Raw genomic sequence first — 24,993 nt, forward strand, 5'->3', positions numbered from 1 at the left:
ATGACGGAGCAACTTGATTTTTCAGCCCTCTGGCCGCACTGGCCGGCGCTGCTGGCGGGATTGTGGGTCACCGTTCAGCTGACGGTAATGGCCACCGTCGGCGGGCTGGCAACAGGGATTGTCGGGGCGGCGATCCGCAGCGGACGCACCACCTGGTTTAGCCGGATCTGGGGCGCGTACGTGGAAATCATCCGCAACACGCCGTTTGTGGTGCAGCTGTTTTTCATCGTCTTCGGTCTGCCGAATCTGGGCCTGAAGATGACGGCGGGGGAAGCGGCGCTATTGGCAATGGTGGTGAACCTGGGCGCCTACAGCACCGAGATTATCCGCGCCGGCATCCAGGTCACGCCGAAAGGCCAATGGGAGGCCGGACGCGTGCTGGGGCTGACCCGGCTGCAGACCTTTATTCGCGTGGTGCTGCCGCCCGCGCTGCAGCGCATTTACCCGGCGCTGGTGAGCCAGTGCATCATCGTGATGCTCGGTTCGTCGGTGGTGTCGCAGGTCTCGTATGAAGAGCTGACCTTCGCCGCCAACCTGATCCAGTCCAGAACGTTTCTGAGCTTTGAGGTTTATCTGGTGACCACCGGGATTTACCTGGCGCTGTCGATTACCCTGCGCCAGCTGATGATGGCGGCAGGACGCAAATGGCTGGGGGTGCAGGCATGATGACCACCTTTACCGACTGGGACATTATTCGCAACCTGCTGCTGGCCGGACGCTGGACGGTGCTGCTGTCGCTGGTGGCGTTTGTCGGCGGGGCGGTGGTAACGCTGCCGCTCCTGCTGCTGCGCCTGACGGGCGGACGCACGGTGAAGCGCATCATCCGCGGCTATATTGAGCTGTTTCAGGGCACGCCGCTGCTGATGCAGCTGTTCCTGGCCTTCTTCGGCGTGGCGCTGTTCGGCATCGACGTTTCGCCGTGGACCGCCGCCTCGCTGGCGCTGACGTTTTACACCAGCGCGTTTCTGCTCGATATCTGGTACGGCAGCATTCGCGCGCTGCCGAAGGGGCAGTGGGAAGCCTCACGCTGTCTGGGGCTGACCTTTGGCCAGACCCTGTTTCGCGTGGTCGCCCCGCAGGCGCTGCGCATCGGCATTGCGCCGACGGTCGGCTTTGCCGTGCAGGTGATCAAAGGCACCGCGCTGGCATCGATTATCGGCTTTATCGAGCTGACCAAGGCCGGGACCATGCTGACCAACGTAACCTATCAGCCGTTTAAGGTCTTTGCGCTGGTGGCGCTCGGCTACTTTATTCTGTGTTATCCGCTGTCGCGCTACAGCCGCTATCTGGAGACGAAATTCAATGCCTCTCATCACCATTAATCAGGTGCAGAAGTACTACGGTAATAACCACGTGCTCAAGGGCGTCGATCTGGATATCGACATGGGCCAGGTGATCTCCATCATCGGGCGCAGCGGATCGGGCAAAAGCACGCTGCTGCGCTGCATCAACGGCCTGGAAGGCTATCAGGACGGCAGCATCAAGCTGGGCGGCATGACCATTACCGACCGGGATTCCCAGGCGCGCGAAATCAGCCGCTCGGTCGGGATGGTGTTCCAGAGCTTCAACCTGTTCCCGCACATGACGGCGCTGGAAAACGTGATGCTCGCCCCGCGTCGGGTGCTGAAGAAAAGCGCCGCCGAATGCCGGGCGCTGGCGCAGCAGATGCTGGAGAAAGTGGGCTTAGGCGATCGTCTGGATTACTACCCGTCGAGCCTCTCCGGCGGCCAGCAGCAGCGCGTGGCCATTGCCCGGGCGCTGGCCATGTCGCCGAAAGTGTTACTCTGCGACGAGATCACCTCCGCGCTCGACCCGGAGCTGGTGGGCGAAGTGCTCAAGGTGCTGGAGCAGCTGGCGGCCGAGGGGATGACGCTCATACTGGTTACCCATGAAATGAATTTTGCCCGCGAAGTGGGCGACCGCGTGGTGTTTATGCACCAGGGGAAAGTCTGGGAGCAGGGCGACAGCAAAACGCTGTTCGCCAACCCGCAGACCACGGAACTGAAGCAGTTCATCTCCTCCGTGCGCGGCCTCAACTGATAAGGACTGAACAATGGATATCGCACACTTTCCGCAAATCAACCCGCCCCAGCGTCTGCTGATGGGACCGGGCCCGATCAACGCCGACCCGCGCGTGCTGCGCGCCATGTCGAGCCAGCTGATCGGCCAGTACGATCCGGCCATGACACACTACATGAACGAGGTGATGGCGCTCTATCGCGGCGTGTTCCGCACCGAAAACCGCTGGACGATGCTGGTGGACGGCACCTCCCGCGCGGGGATTGAAGCCATTCTGGTCTCCGCCATTCGCCCGGGCGATAAGGTGCTGGTGCCGGTCTTTGGCCGCTTTGGTCACCTGCTGTGCGAAATTGCCCGCCGCTGCCGCGCGGAGGTGCATACCATCGAAGTACCGTGGGGCGAGGTGTTTACCCCGGACCAGGTGGAGGATGCGATTAAGCGTATTCGTCCGCGCCTGCTGCTAACCGTGCAGGGCGACACCTCCACCACCATGCTGCAGCCGCTCGCCGAGCTTGGCGCGATCTGCCGCCGCTACGACGTGCTGTTTTACACCGATGCCACCGCGTCGCTCGGCGGTAACGCCCTGGAGACCGACGCCTGGGGGCTTGACGCCGTCTCGGCCGGGATGCAGAAGTGCCTCGGCGGCCCGTCCGGCACGTCGCCGATCACCCTGAGTGCGCGGATGGAAGAGGCAATCCGCCGCCGCAAGTGCGTGGAGGAGGGTATTCGCACCGACGCCCACCGCGACGGCGACGAGGAGATGATCTACTCCAACTACTTCGATCTCGGCATGGTGATGGACTACTGGGGGCCGGAGCGGCTGAACCACCACACCGAAGCGACCACCGCACTGTTTGGCGCTCGCGAATGCGCGCGACTGATCCTGCAGGAGGGGCTGGATAACGGCATCGCCCGCCACAGGCTGCACGGCGATGCGCTGCTGAAGGGCATTCAGGCGATGGGGCTGGAGACCTTCGGCGACCTGAAGCACAAGATGAACAACGTGCTGGGCGTGGTGATACCGCAGGGCGTCAACGGCGACCAGGTGCGCAAGCTGATGCTGGAGGATTTCGGGATTGAAATCGGCACCTCGTTTGGCCCGCTGCACGGCAAAGTGTGGCGCATTGGCACCATGGGCTACAACGCGCGCAAGGACTGCGTGATGACTACCCTGAGCGCGCTGGAGTCGGTGCTGAACTACCTCAAATTCACCACCACCCAGGGGGCCGCCATGCAGGCCGCGTGGGACCACTATCGTCGCGAGACGCCGCAATGAGCCCGGCGGCAGAGCGGGTGATGGCGCGCGCCGACGCGCTGGCCGCCATCAGCGAAACCCCGGACGGCCTGACGCGGGTCTATCTCTCCACGCAGCATCTCCAGGCCAACCAGCTGGTTGGGGAGTGGATGCGCCAGGCGGGCATGACCGTCTGGCAGGACAGCGTGGGCAATATCTGTGGACGCTACGAGGGCGCGCAGGAGGGGGCGCAGGCGGTGCTGCTCGGCTCGCATCTGGACACCGTACGCAACGCCGGGCGCTACGACGGCATGCTCGGGGTGCTCACCGCCATCGAAGTGGTGGACAACCTGCACAAGCAGGGGCGGCATCTGGCGCAGGCCATCGAGATTGTCGGCTTTGGCGACGAAGAGGGCACCCGTTTTGGCATCACCCTGCTGGGCAGCCGTGGTTTGACGGGCACCTGGCCGCAGGGCTGGCTGGAGACGTGCGATGCCCAGGGCATCAGCGTGGCGCAGGCGATGGTGCAGGCGGGGCTCGATCCCACTCGCATGGCGCTCGCGGCACGCCATCAGGAGGATTTCAGCGCCTGTCTGGAACTGCATATCGAACAGGGACCGTGTCTGGAGCAGGAAGGGCTGGCGCTGGGCGTGGTGGAAGCCATCAACGGCGCGCGCCGCCTCAACTGCCGCTTCACCGGCGAGGCCGGGCACGCCGGTACCGTGCCGATGAGTCATCGTAAGGATGCTCTGGCCGCCGCCGCCGAGTGGATGGTGCTGATCGAAAACACCACCCGGCAGCAGGGCGGCAACCGGGTAGCGACGGTCGGGGAACTGCGCTGCCTGCCCGGCGCGGTGAACGTCATCCCCGGCGAGGTTGCGCTCTCGCTGGATATTCGCGGCCCGCAGGATGCCCCGCTGGACGCGCTGCTCGCTGAACTGCTGGCGCAGGCGCAGGCGATCGCCGCCCGTCGCGGGCTGAGCTTCAGCGCCGAGGAGTTTTACCGGATCGCCGCCACGCCGTGCGATGCGCGTTTGCAGCGCCTGCTGGGCGACGCGGTTGAATCGGTGCAGGGGCGCTCGTTATCCCTGCCCAGCGGCGCCGGGCACGACACCATCGCCCTGGCGGAACGCTGGCCGGTGGGGATGCTGTTTGTGCGCTGTAAGGGCGGGATAAGCCACCATCCGGCGGAATCGGTGATGGCTGAGGATGTTGCCCTGGCGATTGAGGCATTTGGGCAGGCGGTGAGAGCGCTTGGTGCTATCTGATTGTTGCCCGGCGGCGCTGCGCTTGCACGGGTCTACGAGATGGGTAGGCCGGGTAAGCGGCAGCGCTACCCGGCAAGGAATCACATCACTCCAGCCCCAGCGTATATTGCGCGATCTTAAAGTAGATAATCAGCCCGGTACCGTCGATCAGCGTCGCGATAAACGGCGCGGAGACGACCGCCGGGTCAATGCCGCAGCGCTTGAGCACCATCGGAATGACCGACGACACGATCGCACTCCACAGCGTAATGCACACCAGCGTCAGGCTGACGATGAGCGTAATCTCCAGCCCAATCCCCATCATCCAGGCGCGAATGCACCCGGCAATGCCGAGCGTCACGGCAATCATCAGCGAGGTGGTCATCTCTTTGCGCAGCACGCGGCCCACGTCGCGCAGATGAACTTCACCCAGCGCCATGGCGCGCACCAGCGTGGAGGTGATCTGCGTCCCGCTGTTGCCGCCCGTGCCGATCAGCAGCGGAATAAAGAATGCCAGCGCGATGGCGGACTCCAGCGCCTCTTCAAAATGCTGAATGACCGAGCTGGTGTAGGCTTCGGCGACAAACAGCAGCAGCAGCCAGACGGAGCGTTTCTTCCACAGGCTGAAGGCGCTGGTTTCCAGATAGGGCTTCTCCAGCGGCAGCGTCGCCCCCTGAAGCTGGGCATCTTCGGTGACGTCATCTTCCAGCAGATGGGCGATTTCGCGCTCGGTCAGGCAGCCGACGAGTTTGCCGTGGGTCACCACGGGCACGACATCTGCGTCGCCGTGCGCCAGCAGTCCTGCAACATCGGCACGTTCATCCTCCGGTTTGACCTGCAAAAACTGCGAAATCATCAGGCTTTTAATTGGCTGTACGGTATCTGTGGTCTGTAGCAGCTTGCGCACGGCAACCATCCCCGCAAGGCGGCCATTGTCTTCAATAAAAATATGCGACGGAATATCATCGTCTTTTAATTTTTTGAAGAATTGCTCGCGCGCCAGCGCCACGCATAATGCAATATCGAGGACGATAAAATCGGTATTCATATATTGCGCGACCGCGCTGTCATTGAATGCCAGGTTTTGGTTGTGAATAGCGTAAGACATAGTGAATTCCCTTTGAATAATAACATCTCTCAGGGGCGAGCAAGACAGGGCATGTCGAAGAGGAGATCCCCACGTCCTGGGTTCAGCACTGTACACCGTATCCCGCAAGGGAAGTTATACTGACAAAGCCTTGATTCGACAGTGCCTGTTTTACCCTGTGCCGGTTCTCTCGAACCTACCAGAGCGATAACGTGTATTTGTACAGGAGCCTCGCCATAACGAGATCGTTGTAAAACGAGAGGGATAATACGCCTGTTTAAATTTAGCGCTCAGAAAATTAAATAATGTTTAAGAACGGTTTAGATAAATATTATTAATAAAATGTTGAGGGTTTATTTAGGTTTATTCACTTTAAATGGAGGATTAAATAATTAACGGGAGAGAGGAAATTGGCGTGGCTTGATAATCTGCTGAATCATTTTGCGCTGTATCCGGCACATCTTTTCGCGCTGTTATTTGTGATGGCGCTGAGTAAATCGACGGTGCTGATCTCCTCCGTGCTGCCGCCCGCGTCGGTGATGCTGCTGGCGGGCATTACCGTCAGCCAGGGGAGCATGCACCCGGCGCTGGCGTGGCTGGCCGTGGTGATGGGGGCGACGGCGGGATCGATGCTGAATTACCATATCGGCCAGCTGATGGGGCACACCCGGCTGGTCGCGCGCTTTACGGCGAAGCATGCCGCTACGTTTTTACGGGTTCAGCATCAGCTGCAAAAAAACGGCGTCATCGCCCTGTTTACGTCGCGCTTTCTGGCGGTGTTGCGCTATGTCGTGCCGCTGGCGGCGGGGATGCTCAGGCTTAACGCCGTCAAAGTCTACGCCGTCAGCCTGCTTTCCGCCTGCGCGTGGGCGGCGCTGTATGTCGGCGCGGTCACCGGCATCAGCGCCTTTTGAATTACAGACTTCCCATTCCGCCGTCCACCAGCAGCTCCGTTCCCACCGTGTAGCTCGACTCGTCGGAGGCCAGATAGAGCGCGGCTTTTGCCAGCTCCGTCGTCGAGCCCATTCTGCCGAGCGGCACCAGCTTGATGATTTCCGCCATCATCGCGTTAAGCGCCTCGTCGCTTAAGCCCGTTTTCGTAAACGCCGGGGTCTCCACCGGACCGGGGCTCAGGCCGTTGACGCGGATCCCGCGCGGCAGCAGCTCTGCCGACAGCGTGCGCGCCAGCGACAGCAGGGCGGCCTTGCTCGCGGCATACACGCTGCTGGTGGGCAGGCCGATGCGCGCGCTCACGGAGCCGCAGAGGATTATCGAGGACGGGTTATTCAGCAGCGGCAGCAGCGCCTGGATTAAAAAGAACGGCCCCTTCAGGTTGATGTTCATCAGACGGTCCCAGGCCTCTTCCTGCCAGGCTTCCAGCGGCGCGTGCGTCACGTCGCCGGCGTTGAGAAACACCGCGTCCAGGCGCGGCCAGCGGGCGGCGAGGGTTTCCGCCAGCGCTTTTTGCGAGGTGATATCGCCCGCATCGGTCGGGATCACCCAGGCCTTATCGCCCAGAATGCGCTCAGCTTCGGCGAGGGTGTCCGGGTTGCGTCCGGTCACGGCGACGCGGGCGCCTTCGGCGATAAACGCCTGCGCGGTGGCAAGACCGATGCCGCTGGTGCCGCCGGTAATCAATGTATACTTATCGGTTAAACGACCCATGTTCTTCTCCTGAAATGTCACTGGAGAAAGCACTATAGAAACGTTAGTATCGAAAGGAAACCAGGTACCAAATGGATACTAACGAGGCAAGAGGTGTGCTATGGCAGAAATGCTGGGTGAGTGCTGTGAAAAAAAATCTGAGGCCTATACCTGCCCGATGACGCAGTTTGTAAATCTGATTTCCGGCAAATGGGCAATCCCGATCCTTTATCGTCTTATTGTGATTAACACGCCTGTCCGCTTCGGCGATCTGCTGCGGGCGGCTGCCCCCATTACCCAGAAAGAGCTGACGAAGCAGCTGCGCCTGTTTGAACAGCGCGGGCTGGTGACGCGGACGGTCTACCCGGAGATCCCGCCGCGCGTGGAGTATCAGATTACCGGGCTGGGGTTAACCCTGCAGGATGCACTCTCTCCGCTGGCCGCCTGGATGAGCGAGTACGGCGACCAGCTGGAGCGTTAGGCTACTGCTTTACGTAGCGCGGAGCCGGGATGCCGGTGCGCGCGCTGATAAACAGCTCGAGGCGTGCCGCTTCGTAGCGGTCCCACAGGCTGACGTCATGCATCGGCGGGATGGTGATCGGTTCGCCCTGATCCAGACCCGCCAGTGACGCATCCACCATATCGTCGGTGGTCATCACCGATCCTTCCGGCAGATCGTCCACCGTGACGCCAGAATGGCTCCAGATCTCCGTCGCGGTCGCGGCGGGCAGCACGGCCTGAATGCGCACGTTGCTGTCGGCAAATTCTTCCTGCAGTCCGCGGGTAAAGCTCAGTACCCAGGCCTTGGTGGCGCTGTAGAGCGCGCTGCCCGCACGGACATGGAGCGATAACACCGAGGCGATATTGATCAGCGTGCCGCGATTGTTCCGCGCCAGTCGCGGGAGAATGGCGTAGGTCAGCCGCATCAGCGCCGTGGTGTTGAGGGTATTGATGGCCTGATGCTGCGCCACCTCGCCCGCGAGGAACGGCGCCATCTGCGCGGTGCCCGCGTTGTTAACCAGCGTATCAATGGCGGTATTGCTGCGCAGTTCCTCTTCCACCGCGCGGATCCCGGATTCATCGGTGAGATCGGCCACCAGAATATCGACGGCCACGCCGTAGCGCGCGCGCAGGTCGGCGGCGAGGGTTTTCAGGCGATCCTCGCGGCGGGCGACCAGGACCAGGTTGGCACCGCGCGCGGCAAGGCGATCGGCATAGACGGCACCGATCCCGGAAGAGGCACCCGTGATCAGGGCGGTGGTGATTTGCGTAGTCATAATGCATTACCTCAGGCAAAGTGGGTTATTTGGTTTCAATATGAAACTGAATTAACTCTCTGCCATTTGGTTTTATAATGCAACCACATTGGCGAGATTTTTTTGCTTTTGCCTGGCGGGTGGGCTCAGGAGGGGAGTTTGGCCACGATCTCTTCAGGCGTCAGTTCGCGCCCGTCATCGGCGATAAGCATCAGTTTTCGCAGCGGTTTGCGCTGTTCGCTATCGACGAGAACGGTGCCGCATTCGTTTTCCGCGAACAAAAATTCATTGCCCCACTGGGACAAGGCAACCAGCACGGTTTGCAGGGCGCGTCCCTTGTCGGTCAGGACATATTCCTGCCAGGCGCTGCCGTCGGAGGCGGGCTGAAGCCGGAGGATGCCTTCGTCCACCAGCAGCTTGAGCCGCGTGGTCAGCATGTTTTTCGCGATACCGAGGCTTTTCTGAAACTCGCCGAAGCGTTTAATACCGCGAAGCGCGTCGCGAACGATCAGCAGCGACCACCAGTCGCCGATGATATCCAGCGAACGGGCGACGGGGCAGGTGCTCTCTTCAAGGCGGGTACGTTTCACAGCGAATTCTCCGGTGGGGTGTGGTTTTATTATAAAACTAATTGGCACACTCCGTAAGCACGTTAATCATCAGTTTGAGAAATGCTTCCCGGAAAATTGTGACGAACCTGTCACACTGAACGCGACATTTTAAAACGAGTGAGGAATTAGGGATGAGAAAAGCACTACTCGCGCTGGCAGTCGCCGGTTCCATTTCAGCAACGTTTGGCGTACAGGCGCAAGAGACGCCGGAAGGGTATCAGCTGGAGCAAGTTTTAATCATGAGCCGTCACAACCTGCGCGCGCCGCTGGCCAATAACGGCAGCGTGCTGGAGCAGTCCACGCCGAAGCAGTGGCCGGAGTGGGAAGTGCCGGGCGGCCGGCTCACCACCAAAGGTGGCGTGCTGGAGGTCTATATGGGGCACTACATGCGCGAGTGGCTGGCGCAGCAGGGGATGGTGAAGACGGGAGAATGTCCACCGGCGGATAGCGTTTATGCTTACGCCAACAGCCTGCAGCGCACCGTCGCCACCGCGCAGTTCTTCATTACCGGCGCGTTCCCGGGCTGCGATGTGCCCGTGCACCATCAGGAAAAAATGGGCACCATGGACCCGACATTCAATCCGGTGATTACCGATAACTCGCCGGCATTCCGCGAAAAAGCGCTCAAGGCGATGGAGTCCGAGCGGCAGAAAATGCAGCTTGGTGAAAGCTACAAGCTGCTGGAGCAGATGACCAACTACGCCGACTCGCCGTCCTGCAAAGAGAAAAAAGTCTGCTCGCTGGCGGACGCGAAAGATACCTTCAGCGCCGACTATGAAAAAGAGCCCGGCGTTTCCGGGCCGCTGAAGGTGGGCAACTCGCTGGTGGACGCGTTCACGCTGCAGTATTACGAAGGCTTCCCGGCCGACCAGGTCGCCTGGGGCGAAATCAAAACCGACCAGCAGTGGCGCGTGCTGTCGAAGCTGAAAAACGGCTATCAGGACTCGCTGTTTACCTCTACCGAGGTGGCGCAAAACGTGGCGAAACCGCTGGTGAAGTATATCGATAAAACGCTGGTCACCGAGCAGGCGAAAGCGCCTAAGATCACCCTGCTGGTGGGGCATGATTCGAACATTGCTTCCCTGCTCACCGCCCTCGATTTCAAACCGTACCAGCTGCACGACCAGCAGGAGCGCACCCCGATTGGCGGCAAGATTGTCTTCCAGCGCTGGCATGACAAAAATGCCAACCAGGAGCTGATGAAAATTGAGTATGTCTACCAGAGCTCAGAGCAGCTGCGCAACGCCAGCGTGCTGTCGCTGCAGTCTCCGGCGCAGCGCGTGACGCTGGAGCTGAAGGGCTGCCCGGTGGATGCGAACGGCTTCTGTCCTGTTGATAAATTCAATGCGGTGATGAATAACGCGGCGAAGTAAAGGAGAACCCCCCGCGTAATGGCGGGGGGAAACACTTAAACGTTTTTACGTTCGATGGTTTGCTCACCCCAGAAGAGCGAGTCTTTGTCCGTTTTTTCGAAGGCGCGCACCAGCACTTCATCGTTGCCTTCTTCCCAAATCTGCTCGGCCAGCTTTTCATCGTATTTCGCGACTTCAAAGATAGCTTCGGCAATCTCCGGAGAGGTGTTGCGTAAACTTGCCCATTCGCCCACGTGGTGAGCTTTGGATTCTTGAGTTGGCATGCTTGTCCTCCTGTTGGGTGTTAGCCGTTGAGTTTTTTGGCCAGACCCGCGACGTATTCACCCTGATAGCGGGCGATAGACAGTTCTTCATTGCTTGGCTGGCGTGAACCATCCCCACCGGCAATGGTGGTTGCACCGTACGGCGTACCGCCGCGCACCTGGGAAATATCAAACAGCTCCTGCGCGCCGTAGCCAATTGGCACAATCACCATCCCGTGATGAGCAAGGGTAGTCCAGGTTGAGGTAATCGTCTGCTCCTGACCGCCGCCGGTCCCGGTAGAGCTGAATACGCTGGCGAGTTTGCCGTAGAGCGCCCCGGATGCCCAAAGTCCGCCGGTTTGATCGAGGAAGGTGCGCATCTGGCCTGACATATTGCCGAAGCGGGTTGGGGTGCCGAAGATAATGGCATCATAATCCGCCAGCTCCTGCGGGGTGGCGACCGGGGCGTTTTGTGTTTTTCCCCCGGCTTTCGCGAAGGCTTCTGCCTGCATGGTTTCCGGTACGCGTTTCACCACAACCTCAACGCCGTCAACCCTGTTTGCACCTTCTGCTACCGCGTGAGCCATGGTTTCAATGTGTCCATACATGGAATAATAGAGCACCAGAACTTTTGCCATTTTGCTTCACTCCTCGTTGGTTTCTCTGACAGCGGATCGCTGCGCTCTTTTAAAGATATGTCATCACAGCCAGACTGCAAAAATGAACGCCATTTATTTGATTTATAACAACATGAGGAGAAAAATGGCTTTGTAGCAAAATGATACAACTTTCCCGGTGCGGATTTTTAAAATGATAAGAAAGGCTTATGAATTACCGCCGCGTCATCTCACCCGAAAGACTGAGATCATGTTGCAGGATATTACCTTCGGCTTGCCGGATAACCTCATTCCACTAAGCTTAGTTTCACGCGGCACAGATAAAGGCGTTGTCCTTGAGCCGCGAGGTGAAAGAATCCTCTTTTACTGAATGCAATATGATGTCTAATGTTTCACACTCTGGAGGTTAGAGATGGCAAACCATCGTGGTGGTTCAGGTAATTTCGCAGAAGACCGTGAAAGAGCATCAGAAGCAGGCCGTAAAGGTGGCCAGCATAGCGGGGGGAATTTTAAAAATGACCCTCAGCGCGCATCTGAGGCTGGCAAGAAAGGGGGGAAAAACAGCCATGGCGGTAATAAGTAATTCGCCGGGTTGACTCCCTGCCGCCGGGTTTCCCCCGGCGGTTTTTTTATTTCTGCAACATTGAACTGTAACCAAAGGCAACGCACACTATAGAATTGTTCTCATTTGCTGGTGCCGCATGTCTGTCTCACGCTTTAAATTCTCCGTAAAACCACAGGAAGCCATCCTCATTCTCATCACCATGTTTTGGGGCGGGACGTTTCTGGCCGTTCAGTACGCGGTGACCCTCAGCGATCCGTTCTTCTTTGTCGGCCTTCGCTTTGCGACGGCGGCGTTAGCCGTGGGGCTAATATCTCTTAAAACGCTGCGGGGTCTGACGCTGAAAGAGCTTAAGGCGGGCGTGGCGATTGGGGTGGCGATAGCCATGGGCTACAGCCTGCAGACGTGGGGATTGCAGACCATCTCCAGCAGCAAATCCGCGTTTATCACTGCCATGTATGTGCCGCTGGTGCCGCTGCTGCAATGGCTGTGCCTGGGGCGGCTGCCGGGTCTGATGTCCTGTATTGGCATCGTGCTGGCGTTTATCGGTCTGATTTTGCTTGCCGGGCCGGAAAACAATCTTCTGGCGCTGGGACAGGGTGAAATCATCACCCTGATTGGGGCGATTGCCATTGCGGCGGAAATTATTCTGATCAGCGCCTGGGCGGGCAAAGTCGACGTCAAACGGGTGACGGTGGTGCAGCTCGCGACCGCGTCGCTGGTGGCCTTTGCGACGATGGTTCCGGCAGGAGAGTCCGTGCCGCCGATGTCCACGGGCCTGGTCGTGGTGGCGCTGGGGCTGGGGATTTTCAGCGCCATTATCCAGGTCACCATGAACTGGGCGCAGCGCAGCGTATCGCCAACGCGGGCAACGGTCATCTACACCGGCGAGCCGGTCTGGGCGGGCATTTTCGGGCGACTGGCCGGGGAACGTCTGCCGCTGCTGGCCCTGGTGGGCGCGGCGTTTATTGTCGCCGGGGTGTTGGTGAGCGAGTTGAAGCTCAGAAAGCGTCGGAACCCGGTGAGCGACATGACTGCTGAAGAAGGTTTAGATTGAAAAAACAGACGGGTTTATCTACGATGTGTACGGATAAATACCGTACACGGTGAAGTAAACCATGCCAGCACTGAAAAAACAGCGTATCGATCTTCGCTTAACGGACGAAGACAAAACAATGATTGAAGAAGCGGCAGCGATGACGAATCAAACGATCACCCAGTTTATGGTGAACAGTGCGTCAGAGCGGGCAGCGGAAGTCATCGAGCAGCACCGCCGTCTCGTATTAAACGAAGCATCCTGGAATGCGGTGATGGATGCCATCGACAATCCACCAGAGCCAAATGAACGCCTGAAGCGAGCGGCAAAACGTCTTCGAAACATGGAGTGAAGCGTCGTGGACAATCTCACGATCGAAATGTTTTCAGAGGGAAAAGACTATAATTTCAGGGACTTCGATTGTGGTGAACCCTCGCTAAATGTCTTCCTCACAGAACATCTGGTGCGTCAGCACAATGGGCGTATTTTGCGAGGCTATTTGCTTAAAGATCGCGATGGTCCGCGAGTCCTGGGCTATTACACGTTGTCTGGTAGTTGCTTTGAAAAAGCGATGCTGCCTTCTAAGACTCAGCAGCGTCGAATCCCTTATAGCAACGTACCGAGCGTAACGCTGGGGCGCCTGGCGATACATAAAGACTTACAGGGGCTGGAGTGGGGAACGACGCTCGTCACGCATGCCATGCGGGTTGTCTATCTGGCATCGCAGGCGGTGGGTGTACACGGAATATTTGTTGATGCACTCAACGACCAGGCAAAACAATTTTATCTGAAGCAGGGCTTTATTCCGCTGACGGTTGAAAACAGCCATTCTCTTTTCTTTCCTACAAAATCTATCGAACGACTGTTTGAGCAGGCGTGATTGCCTGACATAAAGGTGTTCTTAGCGAACATAAAGGTCGGGTAAGGCATCGCCGTCACCCGACATTGAGATTTCACGACTCCTGACGCACCACCTCGCCCTGCGGGGCCGCAGCCATCCGGCGGCTCAGCAGGGCGTTAAGCAGGATCGCGCCGAAGGTCGCCGTGCCAATCCCGCCGATCGTAAACCCGCCCAGCGTCAGGGCAAAATCGCCCGCGCCCAGCACCAGCGTAACGGCCACCATAATCAGGTTGCCGTTCTGGCTGAGATCGACCCGATGCTGCACCCAGATCCGCGCGCCGGCCACGGCGATCAGCCCAAACACCACGATTGATGCCCCGCCGATGACCGGTGACGGAATGGTATGGATCAGCGCGCCGAATTTCGGCGAGAAGCCGAGCAGCATCGCCATCACCGCCGCCGCCACGAAGACCAGCGTCGAATAGACTTTGGTCACCGCCATCACGCCGATATTCTCGGCATAGGTGGTAACGCCGCTGCCGCCCACGGAACCGGAGAGCATGGTCGCCAGCCCGTCGCCGACGAACGCGCGGCCCATATACGGGTCCATGCTGCGTCCGGTCATCCCCGCGACCGCCTTCAGGTGACCCAGGTTTTCCGCCACCAGGATAACGGCGACGGGGGCGATAAGCATCATCGCCTGGGTGTTAAAGGTGGGGGAGGTCACTTTCGGCAGGCCGAACCAGGCGGCCTGATGCAGCAGCGTAAAATCAACCGGCTTGCCGAGACCAAAAACGTTTGCCAGCAGGGCATATACCAGACAGGCGACAATCAACCCGACCAGGATCAGCAGCCGCTGGATCATGCCCCGCGTAAAGACCGCCACCAGACCGATGCACAGCACGGTCACGACGGCCATCCAGCTTTCAAACGGCGAGCCGGAGACGCTTTTCACCGCAATCGGCGCAAGGTTCAGACCGATCGCCATTACTACCGCGCCGGTGACGACGGGGGGCATCATGCGTTCGATCCAGCGCGTGCCGATCTTCATTACCACCAGACCAATCAGGGTATACACCAGACCGCAGGCGATGATGCCGCCGAGGGCCACGCTCAGGTTGGGGTTGATTCCCTGGCCGTTAAACCCGGTGGTGGCGATCACCACGCCGACAAAGGCGGCGCTGGATCCCAGATAGCTGGGCACGCGCCCGCCGGTGACAAAAAAGAACAGCAGGGTGCCGATACCGGACATCAGAATCGAGAGGTTGGGATCGAGTCCCATCAGCATCGGCATTAGCACCGTGGCGCCAAACATGGCGACCGCGTGCTGGACGCCCATCACCATCGTCTGCCCGAGCGGGAGGCGTTCATCCGGCGCGACCACGCCAGCTTCTGTGGAGGTCGATTTCAACTGCCAGTGGGGAAATCCGAACATGGTCTGTCTCCTTAGAGCGCCTTAACAGGCGGGTCGCATTAGCGCGTGGTAGCCGCGGTCAAACCACACCAGCCCTTGCGGCGCCGGGTGGCGAATAATCGAAACGATGTCGCAGAACAAAATGTCATGGGTGCCGACGCTCACCACCTGGCTGATGCGGCAGTCAAACGAGGCCAGCGCATCCTCCAGACGCGGACAGCCCGTGTCGCCCGTTTGCCAGCGGGCGGCGGCGAAGCGTTCTTCCATTGGCGTTTTGCCGCCAAACAGGTTTGAGAGCGGCTCCTGTCCGGCGCTGAGGGTATTCACGCAAAGGGTGCGGTTTTCGCTGAACGTCGGCCAGACGGACGCGCCGCGGTTCAGGCACACCAGCAGGGTGGGCGGTGAATCCGTAACGCTGCACACCGCGCTGGCGGTGAAGCCTGCCAGCCCCGCCGGGCCGTCGGTGGTGATGATGTTCACCGCTGCGCCAACGCAGGCCATGGCGTCGCGAAAGGTTTGCTTATCCGGTGTCGTCATGATCGCTCCTTACGCCAGCCCGCAGGCATCGTCGAAGGTCAGGCGCGGCAGGCGCCCGTAAAGTTTGCCCGGGTCGCCGTAGCCAATGTTGATCAGAAGATTGCTTTTAAGCGTCGTGCCGGTGAAAAAGGCCTCGTCGACCTTTTGTCGGTCAAAGCCCGACATCGGGCCGGCGTCCAGCCCCAGCGCGCGACAGGCGAAAATCATGTACGCGGCCTGCAGCGAGCTGTTACGAAAGGCGGTCTCTTCCGCCAGCGCGGGGCTTGCGGTAAACCAGCTTCTGGCATCGCCGTGCGGGAACAGTTCAGGCAGGCGCTCGTAGAATTCACTGTCCCAGGCGACAATCGCCGTGACCGGGGCGGTGAGCGTTTTCTCCAGGTTGCCGCTGGAGAGCGCCGGGCGGAGCTTCTCTTTTCCCTCCGCGCTTCGCACAAACACAATCCGTGCCGGGGAGCAGTTGGCCGAGGTTGGCCCCCATTTCATCAGGTCGTAGATTTCGCGCAGCGTCTCGTCGCTGACGGCAATATCCTGCCAGCCGTTATGGGTGCGGGCGCCGGTAAACAGCGTTTCCAGCGCGGCGGGGGTAATGGCTTCGCTCATTAAGGCTCCTTATAAAGCGTGTTCATGACTGTGCAGCAGGCTGGCAAGCCCGTTCAGCAGCAGGGTGTTGAAGGTGTCCGGCTCGGTGACGTTGCAGGCATGGCCACCCTGGCGCATCACCGCGCTGTGGCTGTGCGGGATGGCCGCCTGCAGCTCAGACGAGCAGACAGAGGGCACCAGCATGTCGTCGGCGGAACAGATGATCTGTACCGGGCAGCGGATGCGTGCGGCGTGGCGGCTGAAGTCGGCCTTTTTCAGGGCGCTGAGCCGGTGCAGCAGGTTGGCTTTGCCCTGGAAATGGGCCAGCGCCAGCGCTTCTTCGGCCTCCAGACGGGGGGCGCGAGCGGCCATCCAGTCTGCCGGGTAGAGAAACAGCGGCTGCGCCTCAACCCACGCCTGTGGGCCGCCGTAATGCAGCAGGCGCTCGCGGATCTGAAAGCAGCGGCGGGTATGCGCGTTGAGGGTCAACCAGCCGTTGACGCACACCAGCGCGGTGAGGGCGTCGGGGCGGTCGAGGGCCAGCTGCAGGCCGACCAGCGCCCCCAGCGCGTGACCGACGACGCTGTAGCGCGCGATCCCGGCCTCAGCCAGCGCCCGGGCCAGTTCGTCCGCCATCTGTGCCAGGCTGTAGCCTTCCGGCAGGGCGTCGGGGTTATTGCCCGTTCCGCGCTGGTCATAACACACCACCTGATACTCCGGCTCCAGCGCGGCCAGCTGGGGCAGCCAGTAGCTGCCGCTGCCGCCGAGACCGGCAATAAGGACCACCACGGGCGCACCCTCATACGGGGGCGGTGAGACGGAGAGTTTCATACCTGCCTCACTTCGCGATGTGCGCAACGGTGGCGATCTCAACCAGCGCGTCCGGCTTCACCAGCCCGCACTGAATGCAGAATCGGGCCGGCTTATCGCCGGGGAAGAACTCCGCGTAGATTTCGTTAATCGCGGCGTAGTTTTTCCAGTCGGTAATAAAGATGCTGTTGAAGGTCACGTCTTCCATCGTGCCACCCGCCGTTTCGATCACGGTTTTGATCGTCTCCAGCACGTGGCGGGTTTGCGCCTTTGGGTCGTTGATAAACACCACGTTGTTGTCTTTATCAAACGGCAGCGTGCCGGAGACATACACCACGCCGTCGGCGAGCGTGCCGGGGACAAACGGGGCGATGGGCGTGCTGGTGCCCGGCGGGATGATTACGGATTTCGGCATCGTGTGTCTCCTCAGGCGATACGGGCGAGCGGAGGAGTCAGGGCGTCGCAGAACTCCGCAACGTTACTGACCCAGCCAAAAAAGGTTTCGATATTGAACAGGGCCGCCTTCTGGGCGAAATCCGGCCCGGCCTGATGGGTCGCGTCTTCCAGCACCACGCCGAAATACTCGAGGAAAAAGCCGTCGCGCAGGGTCGACTCCACGCAGACGTTGGTGGCAATGCCGGTGAAGACCAGATGGCGAATGCCCCGGCTGCGCAGCAGGCTGTCGAGCGGGGTGTTGAAAAAGCCGCTGTAGCGCGGTTTCGGCAGGACGATATCGTCCGCCTGCGGGACCAGCTCATCCACCAGCTGATAATCCCAGCCGCCCTTCGCCAGCAGCTTGCCCTGCAGTTCGGGCCGCTTGCGCATGGTTTTCAGGGCGTTCGACTTGTGGAAGTTCGGTGAACCGGGGCCACCGGCCTCAACGTACTGGTCGTCCCAGCCGTTCTGGAACCAGATGATAAGCATGCCCGCGGCGCGCGCGGCGGCGACGGCGGTTTTAATGTTCTCAATCACAGGCCGGGTGGCGGAGACGTCGAACCCCGCCAGATCCAGATAGCCGCCCTGACTGGCGTAGGCGTTTTGCATGTCCACCACGATCAGCGCGCTCTGCTGTGGCGCGAAGGTGATGGCTTCCGGGCGTGCGTTAAGGGTTGTCATTACGCCACCTCCTTGGTGACGGCAGGGATGTGGGCGCGGCACTGCATCAGCGGCTGGATGCGCTCGCCGAAGGTTTCCACGCCGGTGAGGAAGTCATCGAAGGTCAGCAGGACGCCTTCCGCCCCGGGAACGGCCGCCACTTCATCGAGCATCCTGGCGACGCTGGCGTACGAGCCGACCAGCGTGCCCATGTTGATATTGACGGCGGAGGTCGGGTCGGCCATCTGGCGAACGTTGGTATCCGCCCCGGAGCGGGTATCCTTCTGGCTCTGCTCGGTGAGCCAGCTCAGGGCCTCCTCGTCGGCGCCGTCCTTATAGCGCTCCCATTTTGCGCGCGCGGCGTCGTCGGTTTCGTCGGCAATCACCATAAACAACACGTAGGAGCCCACGTCGCGCCCGGTTTTGTCGGCGGCTTCTTTCATGCGCGCGGCGGTCGGGGCGAAGGCGGCAGGCGTGTTAACCCCTTTACCGAAGCAGAAGTTGAAGTCGGCGTATTTCGCCGAGAACTCCATCCCGGCGTCGCTCTGCCCGGCGCAAATCACCTTCATCGACACCGAGGGCTGCGGGCTGACGCGGCAGTCGTTCATGGTGAAGAAGTCACCCTTGAAATCGCTTTTGCCGGTCCCCCACAGGTCGCGCAGGACCTGCACGTACTCGGTCAGGTAGTCGTAGCGGCGAGAGAAGTAATCGTCGCCCGGCCAGAGACCCATCTGCTCGTACTCCGGTTTTTGCCAGCCGGTCACCAGGTTGACGCCAAAGCGTCCGCCGGAGATGGAGTCGATGGTGGAGGCCATGCGCGCCACGATCGCCGGGGGCAGGGTGAGGGTGGCTGCGGTGGCGTAGATCTGGATCCGCGAGGTGACCGCGGCCAGCCCGGCCATCAGGGTGAAGGACTCCAGGTTGTGATCCCAGAATTCGGTTTTGCCGCCGAAGCCGCGCAGCTTGATCATCGAAAGCGCAAAGTCGAAATGGTAGTGCTCCGCTTTCTGCACGATGGCTTTATTCAGCTCAAAGGTCGGCATGTATTGCGGTGCAGTGGTCGAGATAAGCCAGCCGTTATTGCCGATGGGTACAAATACGCCAATTTTCATCACGAACCTCTCTTCATTACGTCGCAGGTGTAACGGTGTTTTTGCAAAGGCAGTGCCAGTTTTGAAAATGGCAGTGTTATTAATGTGTTAATCAGAGGTTGGTGGTTTGATGTGATTAAATGTGGACTAACTGGTCAAAAACATTGCACAGAAAACAGGCATTCATGCGCGATCGGGGTGCAGGATGTCGTGGCGAGACGGGGGTTTTGCTATGCTGAGGGCAACGCAGAATAAGGAGAGCGGGAATGACACAAGGCGCAGTGAAAACACCAGGTAAACGTTCGCAGGCGGTGAGCGCCAAGAAGCAGGCGATCCTCAGCGCGGCCCTGGAGACCTTTTCGCAGTTTGGCATTCACGGCACGCGCCTGGAGCAGGTGGCGGAGCAGTCCGGGGTGTCTAAAACCAATCTGCTCTACTATTACCCGTCGAAAGAGGCGCTGTATGTTGCGGTGATGCAGCAGATCCTCGATATCTGGCTGGCGCCGCTGAAAGCGTTCCGCGAGGAGCTGGCCCCGCTGGTGGCGATCAGGGAGTACATTCGCCTGAAGCTGGAGGTGTCGCGCGATTACCCGCAGGCATCAAGGCTGTTCTGCCTCGAGATGCTGCAGGGCGCGCCGCTGTTGCAGGCGGAGCTGACCGGAGATTTAAAGCAGCTGGTGGACGATAAGTCGGCCATTATCGCCGGATGGGTGGCCAGCGGAAAGCTGGCCCCGGTCGATCCGCATCATCTGATCTTTATGATTTGGGCCTCCACCCAGCATTACGCTGACTTTGCGGCCCAGGTCGAGGCGGTGACCGGTAAAACGCTCCAGGACGAAGCGTTTTTCCACAGCACCCTGGAGAACGTGCAGCGGATGATTATCGAAGGGATCCGCTTGCGCTAGTTCCCCGGTGGGAGAGGGCAGCTTAAGTCGCCCTCTTCACACTGCATCAGCGAGGCCAGAAACGCCTCGCGCTCCACGGTTTTCTCCGCCAGGCACTGATTCACGATCATCGGCTGAACGCTGCCGCCTTCCGTCCCCGAACCGATAAACGCACAGTCCGCGTCGCGCAGGGCAATCCAGGCCTGCTGCGCCTTTTTCAGCAGCTCGCGCTGAGGGGCTTCCGCACGCTTGACGGCGGCCTGATAGGTCTGGTTGAGCTTTTTGTCGGCAGCCTGGTACTGCTGCGCGCTACAGGTATTCAGCTCAAGCTGGGTGGTCGCTTTGTCGCACTCGTCGGCCAGCGCGCTGGCGCTCAGCAGCAGCGCTGCACCTGCGAGAAATACTCTTTTCATCATCCCCTCCGTGTAAAAAAGCCGGATGCGCTGCGCTTATCCGGCCTACGGTTGTTTTGTAGCCCCGGTAAGCGTAGCGCCACCGGGGAAAGTTTACACGATTAACCGATGGTCATCAGGCTGGCGTTACCGCCTGCCGCCGCGGTATTGACGCTGAGCGAGCGCTCCACGTACAGACGCTCCAGCAGCAGGTTGGTTTCGCCGCGCGCGAAGCCCTGCACCGAAACAATCGCCCCGCTGCGGGCCGCAACCTGCTCGCACAGCTCGCGCAGCTGGTCAGAATCACCGTGGTAAATGACGGCATCGAACGGCTGCGTCAGGAGCGCATCGGCTTTCGCGAAGTGAATGCGGGCCGAGACCGCTTTCGGCAGCTGTTTGGCCAGGTCGCGATGCAGCGCATCGTCCGGCCACAGCACTTCACACCCGGTGGCCATCGCGGCGGCCAGCTGTACCAGCGCGTCCTGCTCGTTATCCGCCACGCACAGAACGCGCTCGCGCGGCATCAGCGTCCAGGTATTGCGCTCGCCGGTCGGCCCCGGCAGCAGACGCTGCGTACCGGCCTGTGCCAGCTCGCCGTACTGCTGCGCAATCGCACGCAGCTCTGGACGATTATCAGCCCACTTAATCAGCGCTTCCAGCGGCTGGGTCAGCACGGTTTTCAGCTGCGCATCCACCGGATACTCCGCATCCTGACGCGCCAGGGTGACGCCCAGCGCGTTCTCAGGACGGTTCGCCAGCAGACGGTACAGGTAGAGCGGACCACCCGCTTTCGGGCCGGTGCCGGAGAGGCCTTCACCGCCGAACGGCTGCACGCCCACGACCGCGCCAACCATGTTGCGGTTGACGTACAGGTTGCCCACTTTGGCGCTGCCGGTCACCTGCGCGATGGTCTCGTCGATACGGGTATGCACGCCGAGCGTCAGGCCATAGCCGGAGGCGTTGATCTGCTCAACCAGCTCGTTGAGGTTGTTACGGTTGTAGCGCACCACGTGCAGCACCGGACCGAAGACCTCTTTTTTCAGCTCGTCGAAGCTCGCCAGCTCGATAAGCGTAGGCGGCACAAAGGTGCCGGAACGCCACTCGCGGGCGTCTTCGCTGTTGTCTCGCACCGCCTGGAACACCGGACGGCCTTTCGCGCGCATGGCCTGAATGTGGTTTTCAATATTGGCTTTCGCTTCCGCGTCGATCACCGGCCCGATGTCGGTGGTGAGACGGCCCGGGTTGCCCATGCGGCATTCGGCCATCGCGCCGCGCAGCATCTTCAGCGTGTGGTCCGCCACGTCATCCTGCAGGCACAGCACGCGCAGGGCGGAGCAGCGCTGACCGGCGCTGTCGAAGGCGGAGGCCTGAACGTCAACTACCACCTGCTCGGTGAGGGCAGAGGAGTCGACGATCATGGCGTTCATGCCGCCGGTTTCCGCAATGAGCGGCGTAGGACGACCCTGCGCATCCAGACGGGTGGCAATATTGCGCTGCAGCAGCGAGGCCACTTCGGTCGAACCGGTAAACATCACGCCGCGCACGCGGTTATCGGAGGTCAGTTTGGCGCCCACGGTTTCACCGCGGCCCGGCAGCAGCTGGACCACGCCCGCCGGTACGCCTGCCTCCAGAAGAATGTTGATGCCCTGCGCGGCAATCAGCGGGGTCTGCTCTGCCGGTTTTGCCAGCACGCTGTTGCCAGCGGCCAGGGCGGCGGCAATCTGGCCGGTGAAGATCGCCAGCGGGAAGTTCCACGGGCTGATACAGACGACCGGGCCGAGCGGACGGTGGGTTTCGTTATCGAAATCATCGCGCACCTGACCGGCGTAGTAGTGCAGGAAGTCGACCGCCTCGCGCACTTCGGCGATGGCGTTGCTGAAGGTTTTACCCGCTTCGCGCACCAGAATGCCGATGAGCGACTGCATCTGGTCTTCCATCAGCACCGCCGCGCGTTCCAGAATGGCGGCGCGCTCCTGCGGCGGCGTGGCGAACCAGATTGGCGCGTTGTTCACCGCGCTGTCCAGCGCCTGATCCACCTCCGCTTCGCTGGCTTCACGCACGTAGCCGACGATGTCTTTTGGCTCTGCCGGGTTAATGACCGGCTGCATGTCGCCGTCAGCAACGGGCTGCTCCAGCATCGGTTTCGCCTGCCACTTCTGCAGCGCGCTGTTGAGCAGGGCAGAGGAGAGGGACGCCAGACGGTGTTCGTTGGCGAGATCCAGCCCCGCCGAGTTGACGCGACCCTTGCCGTACAGCTCGCGCGGCAGGGCAATCTTCGGATGCGGCAGGCCAATCTGGCCTTCCTGCGCCGCCATCTTCTCAACGGCCTGCACCGGATCGGCGACCAGCTCGTCGAGCGGCAGGGTGGTGTCGGCGATGCGGTTAACGAAGGAGGTGTTCGCGCCGTTTTCCAGCAGGCGACGCACCAGATAGGCCAGCAGGGTTTCGTGGGTACCTACCGGGGCGTAAATGCGGCACGGGCGGTTCAGCTTGCCGTCCGCCACTTTACCGGTCACCTGCTCGTACAGCGGTTCACCCATGCCGTGCAGGCACTGGAATTCGTACTGGCCCGGGTAGTAGTTCTGCCCGGCCAGGCTGTAAATGGCCGCCAGGGTGTGGGCGTTGTGGGTGGCGAACTGCGGATAAATCAGGTTCGGCACGCCGAGCAGCTTTTTCGCGCAGGCGAGGTAAGAGACGTCGGTATAGACCTTGCGGGTGTAGACCGGATAGCCTTCCAGCCCTTCCATCTGGGCGCGTTTGATTTCGCTGTCCCAGTAGGCCCCTTTCACCAGGCGGATCATCAGGCGACGGCGGCTGCGGCTGGCCAGATCAATCAGGTAATCAATGACGAACGGGCAGCGCTTCTGGTAGGCCTGGATCACGAAGCCAATGCCGTTCCAGCCCGCCAGCTCCGGTTCGAAGCACAGTTTTTCCAGCAGATCGAGGGAGATCTCCAGTCGGTCGGCCTCTTCGGCGTCGATGTTGATGCCGATATCATACTGGCGCGCCAGCAGGGTCAGGGACTTCAGGCGCGGGTAGAGCTCTTCCATTACCCGATCGTACTGCGCGCGGCTGTAGCGCGGGTGCAGGGCGGAGAGCTTAATGGAGATGCCCGGGCCTTCATAAATACCGCGACCGTTGGACGCTTTACCGATGGCGTGGATCGCCTGCTGGTAAGAAACCATGTAGGCCTGCGCGTCGGCGGCGGTCAGCGCCGCTTCGCCCAGCATGTCGTAGGAGTAGCGGAAACCTTTATCTTCCAGCTTGCGGGCGTTCGCCAGCGCTTCGGCAATGGTTTCCCCGGTGACGAACTGCTCGCCCATCAGACGCATCGCCATGTCCACGCCTTTGCGGATCAGCGGCTCGCCGCTCTTGCCGATGATGCGGTTCAGGGAGCGGGACAGGTTGGCTTCGTTATGGGTCGAGACCAGTTTGCCGGTGAACAGCAGGCCCCAGGTCGCGGCGTTGACGAACAGCGACGGGCTGCGGCCAATGTGCGAATGCCAGTTGCCGTTGCTGATCTTGTCGCGGATCAGCGCGTCGCGGGTGGCTTTATCCGGAATACGCAGCAGCGCTTCCGCCAGGCACATCAGCGCCACGCCTTCCTGTGAGGAGAGAGAAAACTCCTGCAGCAGACCCTGAACCATCCCGGCGCGGCCGGTGGCGGTTTTCTGGTTACGCAGTTTGTCAGCCAGCTGGTACGCCAGGCTGTGCGCCTGTGCGGCAATAGCTTCTGGCAGACGGGCCTGTTCCAGCAGCATCGGTACGGCGTCGGTTTCGGCGCGACGGTACGCACCGGTGATGGCGGCACGGCTGACGGACTGCGGGAGGATCTGCTCGGCGAATTCGAGGAACGGCTGATGGCTTTCATCGCCAGCGGCTGGCGCTTCCTCGCTTTCATTGGCGGCACCGGCGAGCAGGGCAGGCAGCTCCGGCAGGCCCTCGTCGCTCTCGAGTCTTTCGAGATAGTTAAAAATCGCCTGCTTAATTAACCAGTGCGGCGTGCGATCAATGCGGGTTGCTGCGGTCTTAATCCGTTCGCGGGTCGCGTCATCCAGCTTAACCCCCATGGTGGTCATACCCATGCCAAAGCTCCTGTTGTGCTTTCATCGTGTTTGGTCGTTAGCGTGAAATATCCACCATGTTGCAACTTTGTGCAACCGTGTTAAATGTGACCTGGTTTGCAACCCAGAAAATGAATGGATTGTTAACGAATGGTTAGCTGGAAAAACGTGCTGGCTTTGTCGCGGAAAGCCTGGTTTTATGCGGGAGTTAACACTTTTCAAAGGTGCAACCCGTAAAAGCGTGAGCGAGTGCAACCTATAGGAAACTCGTATCAAACCGGGGATGAAATTGATGTAAATGCAGTGTTAAATCGTTTGTCAGCGGAGGGCGCATACGGCAGGATAGCGCGCCCAACCG

At 60.4% G+C, this 24,993-nt stretch carries 28 protein-coding genes and 1 riboswitch; of the genes, 13 read left to right on the plus strand and 15 right to left on the minus strand.

Annotated features, from left to right (window positions below):
* The 5 genes from AA74_RS0118315 to hpxK are packed head-to-tail and all read left to right on the plus strand — an operon-like array spanning position 1 to position 4,521.
* A complete protein-coding gene (locus AA74_RS0118315; RefSeq protein ID WP_023327067.1) occupies positions 1–666 on the plus strand; it encodes an amino acid ABC transporter permease in 666 nt (221 codons plus the stop codon).
* On the plus strand, positions 666–1,322 hold the full coding sequence (locus tag AA74_RS0118320; protein WP_014883296.1) for an amino acid ABC transporter permease: 657 nt from the start codon (positions 666–668) through the stop codon (positions 1,320–1,322). Before AA74_RS0118315 ends, AA74_RS0118320 begins: the two co-directional genes overlap by 1 nt.
* Entirely contained in the window at positions 1,303–2,040 is a 738-nt protein-coding gene (locus AA74_RS0118325) for an amino acid ABC transporter ATP-binding protein (protein WP_025912975.1), read from the plus strand. Before AA74_RS0118320 ends, AA74_RS0118325 begins: the two co-directional genes overlap by 20 nt.
* A gap of 13 nt (positions 2,041–2,053) precedes the next feature.
* Positions 2,054–3,295, plus strand: coding sequence for an alanine--glyoxylate aminotransferase family protein (locus tag AA74_RS0118330; RefSeq protein ID WP_025912976.1), 1,242 nt, complete (start codon positions 2,054–2,056; stop codon positions 3,293–3,295).
* Positions 3,292–4,521: an allantoate amidohydrolase gene (gene hpxK / locus AA74_RS0118335; protein ID WP_025912977.1), complete on the plus strand. Its 1,230-nt coding sequence runs from the start codon at positions 3,292–3,294 to the stop codon at positions 4,519–4,521. Before AA74_RS0118330 ends, hpxK begins: the two co-directional genes overlap by 4 nt.
* 85 nt (positions 4,522–4,606) lie before the next feature.
* Here the strand turns inward: hpxK and AA74_RS0118340 are convergent, their stop codons facing one another.
* Positions 4,607–5,608: a magnesium transporter gene (locus AA74_RS0118340; protein WP_021240818.1), complete on the minus strand. Its 1,002-nt coding sequence runs from the start codon at positions 5,606–5,608 to the stop codon at positions 4,607–4,609.
* Between the two features lie 60 nt (positions 5,609–5,668).
* A riboswitch (M-box (ykoK) riboswitch) is annotated at positions 5,669–5,838 on the minus strand.
* 159 nt (positions 5,839–5,997) lie between these two features.
* On the opposite strand from AA74_RS0118340, the gene AA74_RS0118345 reads away from it, so the two are divergent.
* Positions 5,998–6,501 (plus strand): DedA family protein, encoded by a 504-nt coding sequence (locus AA74_RS0118345; protein ID WP_021240817.1) that lies wholly within the window; start codon positions 5,998–6,000, stop codon positions 6,499–6,501.
* 1 nt (position 6,502) lies between these two features.
* On the opposite strand, the gene AA74_RS0118350 is transcribed toward AA74_RS0118345, so the two are convergent.
* Entirely contained in the window at positions 6,503–7,252 is a 750-nt protein-coding gene (locus tag AA74_RS0118350; protein WP_021240816.1) for an SDR family oxidoreductase, read from the minus strand.
* Between the two features lie 100 nt (positions 7,253–7,352).
* On the opposite strand from AA74_RS0118350, the gene AA74_RS0118355 reads away from it, so the two are divergent.
* Entirely contained in the window at positions 7,353–7,712 is a 360-nt protein-coding gene (locus AA74_RS0118355) for a helix-turn-helix domain-containing protein (protein ID WP_008499836.1), read from the plus strand.
* Position 7,713: 1 nt separating this feature from the next.
* Here the strand turns inward: AA74_RS0118355 and AA74_RS0118360 are convergent, their stop codons facing one another.
* Together AA74_RS0118360 and AA74_RS0118365 are read right to left on the minus strand one after the other, a co-directional pair.
* Entirely contained in the window at positions 7,714–8,508 is a 795-nt protein-coding gene (locus AA74_RS0118360) for an SDR family oxidoreductase (protein ID WP_025912978.1), read from the minus strand.
* Positions 8,509–8,633: 125 nt separating this feature from the next.
* Positions 8,634–9,077: a helix-turn-helix domain-containing protein gene (locus AA74_RS0118365; protein ID WP_008499834.1), complete on the minus strand. Its 444-nt coding sequence runs from the start codon at positions 9,075–9,077 to the stop codon at positions 8,634–8,636.
* Positions 9,078–9,229: 152 nt separating this feature from the next.
* Between AA74_RS0118365 and agp the strand changes: the two genes are divergently transcribed.
* Complete coding sequence (gene agp / locus AA74_RS0118370; RefSeq protein ID WP_025912979.1) at positions 9,230–10,471, plus strand: bifunctional glucose-1-phosphatase/inositol phosphatase; 1,242 nt, start codon at positions 9,230–9,232, stop codon at positions 10,469–10,471.
* A gap of 35 nt (positions 10,472–10,506) precedes the next feature.
* Here the strand turns inward: agp and AA74_RS0118375 are convergent, their stop codons facing one another.
* Positions 10,507–10,734, minus strand: coding sequence for a YccJ family protein (locus AA74_RS0118375; RefSeq protein WP_008499832.1), 228 nt, complete (start codon positions 10,732–10,734; stop codon positions 10,507–10,509).
* A gap of 20 nt (positions 10,735–10,754) precedes the next feature.
* Positions 10,755–11,351, minus strand: a complete 597-nt coding sequence (wrbA, locus tag AA74_RS0118380; RefSeq protein ID WP_008499831.1) for an NAD(P)H:quinone oxidoreductase — start codon at positions 11,349–11,351, stop codon at positions 10,755–10,757.
* Positions 11,352–11,742: 391 nt separating this feature from the next.
* Here wrbA and AA74_RS01000000122305 point away from each other — a divergent pair, with 391 nt between their 5' ends.
* From AA74_RS01000000122305 to AA74_RS0118400, 4 genes are all read left to right on the plus strand, one after another.
* Positions 11,743–11,913, plus strand: a complete 171-nt coding sequence (locus tag AA74_RS01000000122305; protein WP_013097201.1) for a general stress protein — start codon at positions 11,743–11,745, stop codon at positions 11,911–11,913.
* Between the two features lie 118 nt (positions 11,914–12,031).
* Entirely contained in the window at positions 12,032–12,949 is a 918-nt protein-coding gene (locus AA74_RS0118390) for a DMT family transporter (protein WP_025912980.1), read from the plus strand.
* A 61-nt stretch (positions 12,950–13,010) separates the two neighbouring features.
* The gene (locus AA74_RS0118395; protein ID WP_008499829.1) at positions 13,011–13,280 is read left to right on the plus strand and encodes a DUF1778 domain-containing protein; all 270 of its coding nucleotides are present in this window, start codon (positions 13,011–13,013) and stop codon (positions 13,278–13,280) included.
* Positions 13,281–13,286: 6 nt separating this feature from the next.
* Positions 13,287–13,808, plus strand: a complete 522-nt coding sequence (locus AA74_RS0118400) for a GNAT family N-acetyltransferase (RefSeq protein ID WP_025912981.1) — start codon at positions 13,287–13,289, stop codon at positions 13,806–13,808.
* A 73-nt stretch (positions 13,809–13,881) separates the two neighbouring features.
* Here AA74_RS0118400 and rutG read toward each other — a convergent pair whose 3' ends face one another.
* From rutG to rutA, 7 genes are read right to left on the minus strand one after another with little or no spacing between them, the layout of a single operon-like run.
* On the minus strand, positions 13,882–15,204 hold the full coding sequence (gene rutG, locus AA74_RS0118405; RefSeq protein ID WP_021240809.1) for a pyrimidine utilization transport protein G: 1,323 nt from the start codon (positions 15,202–15,204) through the stop codon (positions 13,882–13,884).
* Positions 15,205–15,225: 21 nt separating this feature from the next.
* Positions 15,226–15,720: an NADH-dependent FMN reductase RutF gene (gene rutF / locus AA74_RS0118410; protein WP_023292823.1), complete on the minus strand. Its 495-nt coding sequence runs from the start codon at positions 15,718–15,720 to the stop codon at positions 15,226–15,228.
* Between the two features lie 9 nt (positions 15,721–15,729).
* A complete protein-coding gene (locus AA74_RS0118415; protein WP_025912982.1) occupies positions 15,730–16,320 on the minus strand; it encodes a malonic semialdehyde reductase in 591 nt (196 codons plus the stop codon).
* A gap of 9 nt (positions 16,321–16,329) precedes the next feature.
* Positions 16,330–17,130 carry a pyrimidine utilization protein D gene (gene rutD / locus AA74_RS0118420; protein ID WP_025912983.1) on the minus strand — a complete coding sequence of 267 codons (801 nt, stop codon included), beginning with the start codon at positions 17,128–17,130 and terminating at the stop codon, positions 16,330–16,332.
* 7 nt (positions 17,131–17,137) lie between these two features.
* Positions 17,138–17,524, minus strand: a complete 387-nt coding sequence (gene rutC, locus AA74_RS0118425; protein WP_008499822.1) for a pyrimidine utilization protein C — start codon at positions 17,522–17,524, stop codon at positions 17,138–17,140.
* Positions 17,525–17,535: 11 nt separating this feature from the next.
* Positions 17,536–18,225, minus strand: a complete 690-nt coding sequence (gene rutB / locus AA74_RS0118430) for a pyrimidine utilization protein B (RefSeq protein WP_025912984.1) — start codon at positions 18,223–18,225, stop codon at positions 17,536–17,538.
* The gene (gene rutA, locus AA74_RS0118435) at positions 18,225–19,316 is read right to left on the minus strand and encodes a pyrimidine utilization protein A (protein WP_025912985.1); all 1,092 of its coding nucleotides are present in this window, start codon (positions 19,314–19,316) and stop codon (positions 18,225–18,227) included. Before rutA ends, rutB begins: the two co-directional genes overlap by 1 nt.
* Positions 19,317–19,561: 245 nt before the next feature.
* Between rutA and rutR the strand changes: the two genes are divergently transcribed.
* Positions 19,562–20,200 (plus strand): HTH-type transcriptional regulator RutR, encoded by a 639-nt coding sequence (gene rutR / locus AA74_RS0118440; RefSeq protein ID WP_025912986.1) that lies wholly within the window; start codon positions 19,562–19,564, stop codon positions 20,198–20,200.
* On the opposite strand, the gene AA74_RS0118445 is transcribed toward rutR, so the two are convergent.
* Together AA74_RS0118445 and putA are read right to left on the minus strand one after the other, a co-directional pair.
* Positions 20,197–20,592 (minus strand): lysozyme inhibitor LprI family protein, encoded by a 396-nt coding sequence (locus tag AA74_RS0118445; RefSeq protein WP_021240804.1) that lies wholly within the window; start codon positions 20,590–20,592, stop codon positions 20,197–20,199. The genes rutR and AA74_RS0118445 overlap by 4 nt on opposite strands.
* Positions 20,593–20,693: 101 nt before the next feature.
* Positions 20,694–24,656 (minus strand): trifunctional transcriptional regulator/proline dehydrogenase/L-glutamate gamma-semialdehyde dehydrogenase, encoded by a 3,963-nt coding sequence (putA, locus tag AA74_RS0118450; protein ID WP_025912987.1) that lies wholly within the window; start codon positions 24,654–24,656, stop codon positions 20,694–20,696.
* Positions 24,657–24,993 lie beyond the last annotated feature (337 nt).

Source organism: Enterobacter sp. 5-4 (assembly GCF_000612205.1).
Lineage (GTDB): Bacteria > Pseudomonadota > Gammaproteobacteria > Enterobacterales > Enterobacteriaceae > Enterobacter > Enterobacter roggenkampii.